We start from the raw sequence: 13,425 nt of genomic DNA, 5'->3' as shown, positions 1-13,425 counted from the left end.
CTGGCGGTTAGCTATTGGCCCCTGGCTGATAGCTTTCTTGTTTTCCGGCAGTGATGCCGACGATATACAATGGCTCAACAACTCGGCATGCCGAGGACTTTGAATGAAGGCTAACAGCCACCAGCTCTTAGCCAATAGCTTACTAAAACAACCTTAATTCCCCCACGAATGAATCGTACCATCAAAAAAGTAGCCGTTTTGGGCTCCGGTGTGATGGGCTCGCGCATTGCGTGCCACTTCGCCAACATCGGGGTGCAGGTATTGCTGCTCGACATTGCCCCGAAAGAGCTGCTGCCCGCTGAGGAAGCCAAAGGCCTGAAGCTGGATTCGCCCCTGGTGAAAAACCGCCTCGTCAACAGCGCCCTGGAGGCCACCGTGAAGGCCAACCCTTCGCCGCTGTATCGCAAGCAGGACGTGAGCCGCATTAAAACCGGCAACTTCGACGACAACCTCAAGGACATTGCCGGCTGCGACTGGACGATTGAGGTGGTAGTGGAGCGCCTCGATATCAAGCAAAGCCTGTTTGAGCGCGTGGAGCAGTTCCGCAAGCCCGGCACGCTCATTACCTCGAACACCTCGGGCATCCCGATTCACCTGATGACCGAAGGTCGTTCCGACGACTTCAAAAAGCACTTCTGCGGCACCCACTTCTTCAACCCGCCGCGCTACCTGAAGCTGCTCGAAATCATCCCGACCCCGGATACGGACCAGGCGGTGGTGGATTTCCTCATGCACTACGGCGACCTGTACCTGGGCAAAACCACCGTACTGGCTAAGGATACGCCCGCTTTCATTGCCAACCGCGTGGGCGTGTTCGCCATCATGGATGTTATCCAGGTGATGAAGCAGCTCGGCCTCTCGGTGGAGGAAGTCGACAAGCTCACCGGTCCGGTTATTGGCCACGCCAAGTCGGCCACCTTCCGCACCTCCGATGTGGTGGGCCTGGACACGCTCATGAACGTGGCCAACGGCCTCGCCCAGAATCTGCCCGACGACGAAGCCAAAGCCGTTTTTGAGCTGCCCGACTATCTGAAGAAGATGGGCGAGAACAAGTGGCTGGGCGACAAAACCGGCCAGGGCTTCTACAAGAAAACCAAGGACGACAAGGGCAAAACCGCCATTCTGGCCCTCAACCTCGACACCCTCGAGTACGAGCCCGGCCGGAAGGTGAAGTTTGCTACCCTCGAAACCACCAAGCCCATCGAGAAGCTGGCCGACCGCTTCAAGGTGCTGGTGGGCGGCAAGGACAAGGCCGGGGATTTCTACCGCAAAACCTTCGCGGGCCTGTTTGCCTACGTGAGCAACCGGATTCCGGAAATCACCGACGCCCTCTACAAGATTGACGATGCCCTGCGCGCCGGCTTCGGCTGGGACATGGGCCCCTTCGAAACCTGGGATGCCCTGGGCGTGCAGAAGGGCCTGGAACTGGCCAAGGCCGAAGGCAAAACCGTGGCGCCGTGGGTAGAGGAAATGGTGGCTGCCGGCCACACCGCCTTCTACCAAGTGAGCGAAGCCGGGGTGAAACAGTTCTACGACATCGAGTCGAAGAGCTACAAAGCCATTCCGGGCGTCGAGAACTTTATCATCCTTGACAACCTGCGCGCCACGGGCAAAGTGCTCTGGAAAAACTCGGGCGCTTCGGTGCTCGATATGGGCGACGGTATCCTGAACGTGGAATTCCACAGCAAGATGAACGCGCTGGGCTCCGACGTAATCCAGGGCCTGATGAAGGGCGTGGAGCTAGCCGAAAAGGACTTCCGCGGCCTCGTGGTGGGCAACGACGCGCCGAACTTCTCGGCCGGCGCCAACCTGGGCCTGGTGTACATGTACGCCCTCGATCAGGAGTACGACGAGCTGAACCTGATGATTGCCCAGTTCCAGCAGGCCATGATGCGGATGCGCTACAGCAGCATTCCGGTAGTCAGCGCCCCCCACGGCCTGGCCCTGGGCGGGGGCTGCGAGCTGAACCTGCACGCCGATAAGGTGGTGGCCGCGGCCGAAACCTACATGGGCCTCGTGGAATTCGGCGTGGGTCTGATTCCGGCCGGCGGCGGCACCAAGGAAATGACCCTGCGCACCGCCCTCAAATACGAGGAAGGCGAGCCGGAGTACAACCTGCTGCGCAACACGTTCGTGACCGTAAGCACGGCCAAGGTGTCTACCTCGGCTGCCGAAGCCTTCGACCTGGGCTTCCTGCGCCGGGGCGACGAAATCGTGGTAAACAGCAACCGGGTACTGGCCCAGGCCAAAGCCGCTGCCATCGAGTTGGCCGAGGACGGTTATACCCAGCCGGTGCAGAAAACCAACATCAAGGTGCACGGCAAGGGCGCCCTGGGCATGTTCCTGACCGGCGTGCACGCCATGAAGGAAGGCCGCTACATCTCCGACCACGACATGAAGATTGCCAACAAGCTGGCCTTCATCATGTGCGGCGGCGACCTGAGCAGCCCCACCGAAGTATCGGAGCAGTACCTGCTGGACCTAGAGCGCGAAGCCTTCCTCTCGCTCACCGGCGAGCGGAAAACGCTGGAGCGGATTCAGTCGATTCTGACGACGGGCAAACCGCTTCGTAATTAGTAGTGAGTAGTTGGTATTGAGTGTTGAGATTTTCTGGCTGTGCATCAGTACAAGGAGCTCAAGGTTTGGCAGAAGGCGATGAGCATAACCAAGCTCACCTATCAGCTTTGCGCCGGGTTTCCGGATAATGAGCGGTACGGGCTGGTGTCGCAAATGCGGCGGGCGGCCGTGTCGTTGCCTTCCAATGTTGCGGAAGGTGCTGGCCGAAACTCCAAGCCGGAATTCCGGCAGTTTCTGGCTATAGCAAACGGCTCTGCTTATGAACTGGAAACCCAGTTTCTGCTGGCGGCTTCCTTCGGCTATGTTTCAGAAGAAAATCTCAATACCATTTCCTCGCAACTCACAGAATTGCAGAAAATGCTGTTCGGCCTACAAAAGTCACTGACGTAAAATCTGCTGGAGCAGAACAGCATCTAACTACTCACGTCTCACTACTCAGTACTAAAAGAAATGAACGCATATATCGTAGCCGGTTACCGTACGGCCGTTGGCAAGGCCAACCGTGGCGGTTTCCGCTTCACCCGCCCCGATGACCTCGCCGCCGACGTCATCAAGCACCTGGTGGCCTCGGTGCCCCAGCTGGACCCCACCCGCATCGACGACGTGATTGTGGGCAACGCCGTACCGGAGGCCGAGCAGGGCCTGCAGATGGGCCGCCTGATTTCGTTGCTGGCCCTGCCCATGAACGTGTCGGGCCTCATCGTGAACCGCTACTGCGGCTCCGGCGTGGAAACCATTGCCATGGCCGCCGGTAAAATTGCCGCCGGTATGGCCGACTGCATCGTGGCCGGTGGCACCGAAAGCATGAGTCTGGTGCCCACCGTGGGCTGGAAAACCGTGCCCAACTACAACCTGGCCCAAAAGCACCCCGACTACTACCTCGGCATGGGCCTCACCGCCGAAGCCGTAGCCCAGGACTACAAAATCACCCGCGAAGACCAGGACCAGTTCTCCTACAACTCCCACCAGAAGGCCATTAAAGCCATTCAGGAAGGCAAGTTCAAGGAGCAGATTGTGCCCATCACGGTGGAGGAAACCTACCTCGACCCGGCCAGCGGCAAGAAGAAGAAGCGTTCCTTCGTGGTCGATACCGACGAAGGTCCCCGCGCCGATACGTCGGTGGAAGCCCTGGGCCGTTTGCGTCCGGTATTCGCGGCCAACGGTTCGGTAACGGCTGGTAACTCCTCGCAGACGTCCGATGGGGCCGCTTTCGTCATTGTGATGTCGGAGCGCATGGTGAAGGAGCTGAACCTGGAGCCGATTGCCCGCATGGTGACCTACGCCACCGAAGGCATTGACCCGCGCATCATGGGCATGGGCCCCATCAAAGCCGTGCCGAAGGCGCTGCGCCAGGCCGGCATGAAGCTCCAGGACATCGACCTGTTCGAGCTCAACGAGGCTTTCGCCTCCCAGAGCCTGGCCGTGATGCGCGAGCTGGACCTGGACCAGAGCAAAGTGAACGTGAACGGCGGCGCCATTGCCCTCGGCCACCCGCTGGGCTGCTCCGGTGCCAAGCTCAGCATCCAGCTGTTCCACGAGCTGCGCGCCCGCGGCCAGAAGTACGGCATGGTAACCGCCTGCGTGGGCGGCGGCCAGGGCGTAGCCGGCATCTACGAGCTGCTGAAGTAGCTATTTGACGGGTGCCGTGGGCGGCCCGAAGCGCGGCTTCGGACGGAAAACTCAGCCGCCCACGGCACCCGTCAGTGCCCGGCCCGTCGTTCCAGTCGCTGGGCGCAACCCCTTGCCGCTCTACGCGTTCAGATGAGCAGTAAAAAAGAATCCCCGGTAATGCGGGGTTTTCTTTTCGTGAACTAGTCGGCAAGCATAACAAATTTTTGTATCTTTCGGTACGAGAAAACAACTGGGCCTGCTTGCCAGTATTTAGTAGGTAAGCCGAGTAGTTTACGCGACTTTTTGACTTCGAATTTTCCCACATCAACATCTCACCCGGTCATGGAAGTAACCAATCAGCTTGTGAAAGGCGGCGAGTTTATCATCAAAGAAACCGACGCCCAGGACGTATTTACGCCCGCCGATTTTTCGGAGGAGCAGAACATGATGCACCAGACGGCCCTCGACTTCGTGGAGAAAGAGGTAACGCCCCTGCTGGACCGCCTCGATAACCACGAGGAAGGCCTCATGCGCGGCCTGATGGAGAAGGCCGGCGAGCTGGGTCTGTTCGGCGTGAGCATCCCCGAGCAGTTTGGTGGCCTCGACATGGACTTCCCCACGTCGCTGCGCGTGACGGAGGGGGTAGGTGGCGGCCACTCGTTCCCGGTGGCTTTCGCGGCCCATACCGGCATTGCCATGCTGCCCATTCTGTACTTCGGCAACGAGGAGCAGAAAGCCAAGTACCTGCCCGGCCTCACCAACGGCGAGCTGATGGGGGCCTACTGCCTCACCGAGCCCGGCTCCGGTTCCGACGCTTTGGGCGCCAAAACCAAAGCCATGCCCACCGAGGACGGCGAGCATTACGTGCTCAACGGCCAGAAAATGTGGATTACGAACGGTGGTTTCGCCGACGTATTCATCGTGTTTGCCCAGGTGGATGGTGACAAGTTCACCGGCTTCATCGTGGAGAAAGAAACCCCCGGCCTGAGCCTCGGCAACGAGGAGCACAAAATGGGCATCAAGGGTTCCTCGACCCGCCAAGTGTTCCTCTCCGACGTGAAAGTGCCGAAATCGGCGGTGCTGGGCGAGATTGGCAAAGGCCACCTCATTGCCTTCAACATCCTGAACATCGGCCGCATCAAGCTGGCCGCGGCCTGCCTGGGGGCTACTAAGATGTGCGCCACCCAGAGCGTGAAATACGCCAACGAGCGGGTGCAGTTCAAGCTGCCCATCAGCAAGTTCGGCGCCATCAAGTTCAAACTGGCCCAGCAGGCTATCCGGATTTACGCCGTGGAATCGGCTATTTACCGCGCCGGTATGGACATCTTCCGCATGGAGCAGGAACTGCTCAGCAAAGGCCAGAGCCACAACGAAGCCTTGCTGGGTGCTGCCCGCGAGTTTGCCGTGGAGTGCGCCATTCTGAAAGTAGAAGGCTCGGAAGTGCTCGACTACGTGGTGGATGAGGGCGTGCAGATTTATGGTGGCTACGGCTTCTCGGCCGACTACCCCATGGACCGCGCCTACCGGGATTCGCGCATCAACCGCATCTTCGAGGGCACGAACGAAATCAACCGCATGCTGGCCGTCGACATGATCCTGAAGAAGGGTCTGAAAGGCGAGCTGGATCTGATGGGCCCGGCCCAGGCCGTACAGCAGGAGCTGATGGCTATTCCGGACATGAATCTGGAAGAGGAAACCGGCCTGTTCGCCGCCGAGAAAAAGACCATTGCCAAGCTGAAAAAGGCCATCCTGATGGTAGCTGGTACGGCCGTGCAGAAGTACATGAACTCGCTCGCCAAGGAGCAGGAAGTACTGATGAACATTGCCGACATGGCCATCAAGGTGTACACCGCCGAAAGCACGCTGCTGCGCGTGGAGAAAGAAGCCGCCGCTAAAGGCGAAGAGGCCGTTTCGACCCAGATTGATATTGCCCGCGTGTACCTCTACGACACCGTGGATCAGGTGAACAAGTTCGGCAAAGACGCCATCGGCACCATGACCGAGGGCGACGAGCAGCGTCTGCTGGCTATGGGCCTCAAGCGCTTCACCAAAGCCGACCTCTACAACGCCAAGGAAGCCCGTCGTCGCATTGCCGACAAGCTGATTGCCGCTAACGAGTACGCCTACTAAATCGCGGACTGACGCGGATTTTTTCACGGATTTCACGGATTTTGTAGCCGGTGCTGGCAGGCGCTTGCTACGAACCGTGAAGTCGGGAAAAATCAGAAAACAGCAAGCCGCTCCCGGTTCGGGGGCGGCTTGCTGCTTTTTATTAGTTTACTGCCCTGAACAACGCCACAAGGTAATCTGCCGTTTGCAGAGGAAATTTCCACTCTCAACTTCCCATCCACTATGACGAACGAGCAAGTAAAGGGCAAGGACTTTTACGAAAGCGTGTTGCAATTCTATGACCACGCGGCAAGCTTTTCGAAGCTGGATCCCGGCATTATTGCCCAGATTCGGGCCTGCAACAGTATCTACAAAGTTAACTTCCCGGTGGAAGTAGACGGCCACGTGCAGGTGTTCGAGGGCATCCGGGTGCAGCACAGCCATCACAAGCTGCCCAGCAAAGGAGGCATTCGTTACAGCATATACGTGGATGAGGACGAGGTAATGGCCCTGGCCACCCTGATGACCTTCAAGTGCGCCCTCGTGGACGTGCCATTCGGCGGGGCCAAGGGCGGTGTGAAAATCAACCCGCGCACCAGTTCCGAGCATACGCTGGAGCGCGTGACGCGTCGCTACGCCAGTGAGCTGATCAAGAAGAACCTTATTGGTCCCGGCATGGACGTGCCCGCCCCCGATTACGGTACCGGCAGCCGCGAAATGGCCTGGATTGCTGACACGTATATGACGTTTAAGTACGGCGATACCAGTGCTTTGGGCTGTGTAACCGGTAAGCCGGTGGGCCAGGGCGGTATCCGGGGCCGGACGGAGGCGACGGGGCTGGGCGTGTTTTACGGCCTGCGGGAGTTGCTGCAGGATGAGGTCATGTCGAAGAAGGCGGGCCTGACGCCTGGCATCGAGGGTAAACGCATTATTGTGCAGGGGCTGGGCAACGTGGGCTATTATGCTGCCAAGTTCTGCCAGGATGCCGGTGCCGTCATAACCGGTATTGCCGAGCGCGAAGGAGGTATCTTCAGCGAACAGGGGCTCGATGTGGCTGATGTGTTCCAGCACCGCCAGCAGACGGGCTCCATTATGGGATTTGCAGGTGCCACAGACGTGGAACGCTCTCTCGACCTGCTCGAATACGAGTGCGACGTGCTGTTGCCGGCCGCGCTGGAAAACCAGATTCACGAGGGCAATGCCGATAAGGTGAAGGCCAGAATAGTGGCCGAAGGGGCCAACGGCCCCACTACCCAGGCCGCCGAAAAAATCCTGCTGGCCAAAGGTGTAGTGATCCTGCCCGACCTCTACCTGAATGCCGGCGGCGTGACGGTATCCTACTTCGAGTGGCTGAAAAACCTGTCCAACGTGCGCTTCGGCCGCATGGGCAAGCGGGCCGAGGAAGGCGCCATGCGCCGCCTGGTGGCCACTATTGAGCGGACGACTGGGAAGACCATCACCCCCGAGGAGCGCCAGCTCATTGTGCACGGAGCCGACGAAATTGACCTAGTGCGTTCCGGCCTCGAAGACACGATGATTACGGCCTACCAGTCCATCCGCAAGGTGATGGACGAAGTAGACGGCATTACCGACCTGCGCACGGCGGCCTTCTACAGTGCCATCGAGAAAATCGGCGTCAGCTACCAGTCGCTTGGTATCTTCCCCTGATTTGTTTAGCGGTCAGCTTCAGTACAAAGCGCCCCTTCCCGTTATCGTGGGAAGGGGCGCTTTCTTTATCCGGGAGCCTGGTGTCATTCACAGAATCCGCGAAATCAGTTGAAATTCGGGCTAATCTGTGATGCTACTTCACCACAATCTTATTGAGCATGAGGGCCGCCGATTTCTTGCTGGGCCGGCTGACACCGACGATGGTTTTAGGGTCGAGCCAGGCGGTAAAATCCTTTACGTAGGCTAGGTTCTGGTCGGCGGCTACGTTCAGACCCAGGCCCTTGGGCTCCTGTAGCACGCCCGTCTGCACGTTCAGGCGGCGCAGGTACACATCCGATTTGCCCTTGAGTTTCTCCCAGGTCAGGAACTGAACTTCCGAGCCGAACACGGCGGCCTGGTAGCCGATGCTGCTGTAGCCTTCCGCAGCCGGAGCCACCTGATCTTTGCCCACGATGCTGTGCCAGGCGGGAGTCAGAAATTCGTTGAAGCCAAACAGGTGCAGTTCGCGGGTGTGACCGGGCGAATCCTCGCCGCCTTCCTCGTACTTTTTCTCGGCCACCACCACCAACTGTTTTTCAGCCGTGAGCAGCAGGTCGGTGAGGTAGATATCTTCGAGGCGCTGGGCAGCGGCGCCGCTGGCTTTATTGGCATCGGCCAGGTACTCGGGCGAAAAGGCTATTTCCGGCGCGAACTTCATCTCACCTTCGTCCGAAAAGTCGTACTTGACCACCTTTAGGCTGTGGTAGAGGCCGGTTTCCCGCTCGTTGCAGATGGCGGCGGCGTAGAGCGTATTGTCGGGCTGCAGCGCAAAGCGGGAGTCGAAGATGTTCACCACTTTGCCCCCAAATGTCCCACCCACCGACACCGACATGACCTTCACCTCCGGCGAATCGTTACGGTAGCGGCGGACGGTGAGCTTTTTCATGTCGTCGCCGGCCAGGGTCACAAACTGGGAGCCGTCGTTGCCTACGTGCACCGTCACGGAGAAGAAGCCACCCTGGTCGTGAAAGTCGTAGGTACGGTCCTTGAGCTTGAGCAGCTTTTCGTCGTAGACGGTAGCCTTGATGGCTTTGATCTGGTTTTTCTGGGTGGCGTAGCTCCACACAACCAGCCGGCTGCCGTCGGGCGAGAAGGCCGTTCCCGGGCGCCGGTCGCGGGTGCCGGCCGTCAGCAGTTGCTTAACCGGGCTTTTCTGACCGTTGGCCAAGTCCAGGGAATAAGCGCTGAGCTGCTGCGCTGCCTCCGTTTTTTGGTGCACTACCACCGTCGCCTGCCCGTTGCTGCGCATGAAGCCGTCCACCGCCTCGCCGGCAGCCAGGGGCAGGGCCGTGCTCCAGACCTGTTTCAAATCCTGATCGTAGCGTTGTACAGCGTACTCGTTGGCCGCCTTGCGGGCCAGAATAAGAAAACCGCCCCCGGGCAGGGTCAACGTTTTATGCGCCACGCGCTGGTTGTAGCGGTCCTGAGAAGTTTCAGGCAGGTAGCTGAAAGCGGCAGATTTTACCCGCTGTGCCGAAGCCGGAGCCGGATTCAGCACCAGGGCCGCCACGGAGAAGCCGGCGGCGAACAAAAGTGAAAAACGCACAAGCAGAGACAGTTAAAGGAAAGAACAGGACCAGTATCCAAGAAAATGGATTCTTCAAAGGTATCCAACTTTGAGCGGACAGAGGACCAAAGGCAGCTAGAGCGGTAGAAAGTAGACTTACCCACTTTTTATTGTGGTCAGAATGTAACCTGAAGGCGACGAATTCGTTAGTCACGCCTAGACGAAGAGTTCCTTATTTTCAAAAAATAGGGTAATTTTATATGGCATAAGTTATATTTGCCGTGTGGAATGGCATCTTTCTAAAGCAATGAGTTGCTAGAAAGAAGAAACTTCGACTCTCTGTTCACGACTTGTTCGGGGCAGCTTCAGTAAAAAAATGACATCTGGCTTGGTTATTGTAAAATACTTGGGCCCTTTAACTGCAAAAGCATAGCATGAAATCTTTACTCCAGTTTGCTCTTATGATTTCCCTGGTAGTAGTTGGCAAGCTCAACCGGGAGCCCTCCGTACCAGCAACCGTTATCAAAGCGGGCGTATCTGTGCTTGCAACCCCCGTGCGCAATGCCTCTTTGCAGCACCGGCGAATAGCCATGCCGGCTCAGAAGCAGGGAAGCGGTTCCCGATTCTGGCAGGTGGCGGCCCCGGTCAGCGTCAACTCATACCAATAGCATCCCGGTAAGCGGCTCTTCGGAAGCCGCTTTTTTTATGCCAATTACTCCACGGCAAAGGAAACTCCCTCAGCTAATGCGGCTCCAGTTCACGGCCGTGGCGGGCAGGCTTTCGATATGGTGACGAATGGCTTGGTTGGCGGGTTTGGCCAGGTTGGGGTCGTCCTGGAGCAGGGCCTGGGCGGCGGCCCGGCTTTCGCTCAGAATGCGGCCGTCCTTGGCCAGGTCGGCAATGAGCAGGTCGAGCACGCCGCTCTGCTGGGTGCCCATCAGGTCGCCGGGGCCGCGCAGCTTTAGGTCGATGTCGGCAATTTCGAAGCCGTTGTTGGTGCGTACCATCGTTTCGATGCGGGTGCGCGAGTCCTTGCTGAGCTTGTAGCCACTCATCAGAATGCAGTAGCTCTGGTCGGCCCCGCGACCTACCCGGCCCCGCAGCTGGTGGAGCTGGGAGAGGCCGAACCGCTCGGTGCTTTCAATGACCATCACGGAGGCGTTGGGCACGTTCACGCCCACCTCAATCACGGTGGTGGCCACCATGATCTGGGTTTCGTTTTTCACGAAGCGCTGCATTTCGGCGTCCTTTTCGCCGGCTGTCATGCGCCCGTGTACGATGCTGATCTGGAACTCGGGGAAGGCGCGGGCCACGCTCTCGTAGCCGTCCATCAGGTCCTTGTAGTCGGCCATGGCCTCGCTCTCCTCAATGAGCGGGTACACAATGTACACCTGCCGGCCCAACTTGATCTGGTCGCGCAGAAACTGGAATACCTTGAGCCGGTTTGAGTCGAAGCGGTGCACCGTGACGATGGGCTTGCGGCCGGCCGGCAGCTCGTCAATCACCGACACGTCGAGGTCGCCATACAGCGTCATGGCCAGGGTGCGCGGGATGGGCGTGGCCGTCATCACGAGCACATGGGGAATCACGTGGGGGTTCTTCTGCCAGAGTTTGGACCGCTGGGCCACCCCGAAGCGGTGCTGCTCGTCCATGATGGTGAGGCCCAGGTTCCTGAACTGCACCACGTCTTCGAGTAAGGCGTGGGTTCCCACCAGCAGGTGCATTTCGCCGGAGCGCAACTGCTCGTGCAGCACCCGGCGGGCCGCCGTGCGGGTGGAGCCCGTCAGGAGCCCGATTTTGAGTCCCAGCAGATCAGCAAACTGCTTGAGGCCGGTGTAGTGCTGGTCGGCCAGGATTTCAGTGGGCGCCATCAGGCAGCTCTGGGCCCCGTTGTCGGCGGCCATGAGCATGGCAATGAAGGCCACGATGGTTTTGCCCGAGCCCACGTCGCCCTGCAGCAAGCGGTTCATCTGCTGGCCGGCGCAAAAATCCTTGTAAATGTCGTGGATAACGCGTTTCTGGGCCCCGGTCAGATCGAAGGGCAGCACGTTCTTGTAGAAGTGAACCAGCGTGGGCACCTCCTTGAAAATCTGACCGGCCAGGGTCACTTTGCGCTGGTCGCGCTGGCGCAGCAGCTTGAGCTGAATGTAGAACAGCTCTTCAAACTTGAGCCGGAAGCGGGCCGTCTGGAGCAGGTCGGGCGTCTGGGGGAAGTGAATCTGCTGGAGGGCCGTGGCCTTATCCAGCAGCGCATACTGCTGAATCAGGTCGGGCGAGAGGGTTTCCTGGACCTGGGGCAAGGCAATCTTGAGCAGGTCGGCCACCATGCGCGCAATGGCCTTGCTATCGATGCGGTGGTAGTTCTTGAGTTTCTCCGACGTGTTGTAAACGGGCTGCAGAAAGCTCTGGCCGGGCTTCTGCTCGGTCACTTCCTCCATCTCGGGGTGGGCCATCTGGGGGCGGCCGTTGAACATCGTGGGCTTGCCGAATACGATGTACTCCTGATGGTTTTTGATGATCTTTTCCAGGTAGTTCACGCCCTTAAACCACACCAGCTCCAGCTCTCCGCTGGCGTCGGCCACCTTGGCCACCATGCGCTTCTTGTGGCCCTCGCCAATCACCTCCCGCCCCCGCAGAATGCCTTTCACCTGCACGTAAGGCAGGTCCTCGTGCAGGTCTGCCACGTTGTAGAACTGGGTGCGGTCGAGGTAGCGGAAGGGATAGCGCTGGATCAGGTCGCCGTAGGTGAACAGGCCCAGTTCCTTTTGCAGCAGCTGGGCCCGTTGCAGGCCCACACCCCGCAGGTGCTCTATTTTGGTCTGAAAAAAGGTACTCATGAAGTAGCTGTTAGCGGATAGCTATTGGCTGTTCGCTTTTTCGGGCTGGAAGGTGCGGTTAGGTGGTCTGGCCTTCTGTCAGGAAGCTAAAAGCCAATAGCCATTAGCTAACAACTCAATCCTACCGGTATTGCAGCGTGTTCAACAGGTGCACTACGTCCTGCTTTACGTACTCGATGACGGGGGCCAGGGAGTCGTTGGCGGTGGCGGTGCGGAAGTAGAGGGCGCCGCGGAAGAAGTGGCGGGTGCTGTCGGTGGTGTAGAACTGGAACTGACTCGGCACTTCACCCTGGAGCTCAAACACGGCCACCCGCATGCCGAAGGGCGTTTCCAGCACCTTCTCATCAATGGCCGAGGCCTTTATCTCGTGCTTGCTGGTGAGCTTGCGGGCATCTTCCAGCAGGCGAGTGTAGCGCTGCGGATTGCCCTTCAGATCGGCATAGGTGAGCTGCACGCTGGCTTTCAGCTGGGGGTAGTACACGTTGATCCAGTGGGGCTGAGCCAGATAGGAAGAGTCGCGCAGCACCTTGGCGTAGCGCGAGTACTCAAACGTGTACGGGTGACCCGGGGCCAGCTGCTGGTAGGCGTGGGCCGGCAGATCGATGCGGTTGTAGCCCCGGGGCTTGGGCGTGAAGTCGGGTGCGGACGTGCAGCCCGCCAGCAACAGCCCCAGCAGGGCAGCTGGGCACCAGGCACCAGAAAATCGGAAAACGGCCATGCAGAAGCGAATCGGGTGAGACAGTAAAGGTAACCAGGAAAGCCGGCTCGTGCGTTTAAAAAAGGGTTTTTCCCCGCGGCGGACGACAAGAGCAGTAAGCAGCGCGGGCCGGCTGGTCACACGTCGGGGAACTGGCCTTATGAGTCGGCAGGCAGTCGTGCCGACTCATTGGGGTAAGACTTTCGCCAGTGCTGCTACCGGTATCCCGGTACGCAAAAAGCCCCGGCAGAACCTTGTCCTTACCCAAAACTTGCGAAGCGCGTCGGCCGGAAGGCCGACGCTTTTTTGTTGCGGGGTTAGGGGCTATTCGTCGCGTAGGTGCGCCGCCAAGTGGACGCCTTCGACGAGCAGGCGCAGGG

Annotated in this window: 8 protein-coding genes; 5 read left to right on the top strand and 3 right to left on the bottom strand. The window is 59.0% G+C overall.

Going from position 1 to position 13,425, the window contains the following annotated elements; genetic code table 11:
• The first annotated feature begins 168 nt into the window (after positions 1–168).
• From KLP40_RS12765 to KLP40_RS12745, 5 genes are all read left to right on the top strand, one after another.
• Entirely contained in the window at positions 169–2,577 is a 2,409-nt protein-coding gene (locus tag KLP40_RS12765) for a 3-hydroxyacyl-CoA dehydrogenase/enoyl-CoA hydratase family protein (protein WP_215594174.1), read from the top strand.
• Positions 2,578–2,616: 39 nt separating this feature from the next.
• Complete coding sequence (locus KLP40_RS12760; RefSeq protein ID WP_215594173.1) at positions 2,617–2,967, top strand: four helix bundle protein; 351 nt, start codon at positions 2,617–2,619, stop codon at positions 2,965–2,967.
• Positions 2,968–3,027: 60 nt separating this feature from the next.
• Positions 3,028–4,206, top strand: coding sequence for an acetyl-CoA C-acyltransferase (locus KLP40_RS12755; protein WP_215594172.1), 1,179 nt, complete (start codon positions 3,028–3,030; stop codon positions 4,204–4,206).
• A 324-nt stretch (positions 4,207–4,530) separates the two neighbouring features.
• Entirely contained in the window at positions 4,531–6,318 is a 1,788-nt protein-coding gene (locus KLP40_RS12750) for an acyl-CoA dehydrogenase family protein (protein WP_215594171.1), read from the top strand.
• Between the two features lie 222 nt (positions 6,319–6,540).
• Complete coding sequence (locus tag KLP40_RS12745; protein WP_215594170.1) at positions 6,541–7,965, top strand: Glu/Leu/Phe/Val family dehydrogenase; 1,425 nt, start codon at positions 6,541–6,543, stop codon at positions 7,963–7,965.
• Between the two features lie 133 nt (positions 7,966–8,098).
• On the opposite strand, the gene KLP40_RS12740 is transcribed toward KLP40_RS12745, so the two are convergent.
• The 3 genes from KLP40_RS12740 to gldD all read right to left on the bottom strand — a co-directional run bounded on the left by KLP40_RS12740 (position 8,099) and on the right by gldD (position 13,066).
• Positions 8,099–9,550: a TolB-like translocation protein gene (locus tag KLP40_RS12740; protein WP_215594169.1), complete on the bottom strand. Its 1,452-nt coding sequence runs from the start codon at positions 9,548–9,550 to the stop codon at positions 8,099–8,101.
• A gap of 698 nt (positions 9,551–10,248) precedes the next feature.
• The gene (gene recG, locus KLP40_RS12735; protein WP_215594168.1) at positions 10,249–12,348 is read right to left on the bottom strand and encodes an ATP-dependent DNA helicase RecG; all 2,100 of its coding nucleotides are present in this window, start codon (positions 12,346–12,348) and stop codon (positions 10,249–10,251) included.
• 121 nt (positions 12,349–12,469) lie between these two features.
• A complete protein-coding gene (gldD, locus tag KLP40_RS12730; RefSeq protein ID WP_215594167.1) occupies positions 12,470–13,066 on the bottom strand; it encodes a gliding motility lipoprotein GldD in 597 nt (198 codons plus the stop codon).
• Positions 13,067–13,425: the final 359 nt, after the last annotated feature.

Source organism: Hymenobacter piscis, assembly GCF_018760735.1.
Lineage (GTDB): Bacteria > Bacteroidota > Bacteroidia > Cytophagales > Hymenobacteraceae > Hymenobacter > Hymenobacter piscis.
The sequence above is the reverse complement of the archived record's forward strand: the minus strand, read 5'-3'. Positions and strand labels throughout refer to the sequence as shown.

Coding starts and splice junctions, on each gene's coding strand:
- KLP40_RS12755 (WP_215594172.1), top strand. CDS start 3,028: ATGAACGCATATATCGTAGCCGGTTACCGTACGGCCGTTGGCAAGGCC.
- KLP40_RS12765 (WP_215594174.1), top strand. CDS start 169: ATGAATCGTACCATCAAAAAAGTAGCCGTTTTGGGCTCCGGTGTGATG.
- KLP40_RS12750 (WP_215594171.1), top strand. CDS start 4,531: ATGGAAGTAACCAATCAGCTTGTGAAAGGCGGCGAGTTTATCATCAAA.
- gldD (WP_215594167.1), bottom strand. CDS start 13,066: ATGGCCGTTTTCCGATTTTCTGGTGCCTGGTGCCCAGCTGCCCTGCTG.
- recG (WP_215594168.1), bottom strand. CDS start 12,348: ATGAGTACCTTTTTTCAGACCAAAATAGAGCACCTGCGGGGTGTGGGC.
- KLP40_RS12745 (WP_215594170.1), top strand. CDS start 6,541: ATGACGAACGAGCAAGTAAAGGGCAAGGACTTTTACGAAAGCGTGTTG.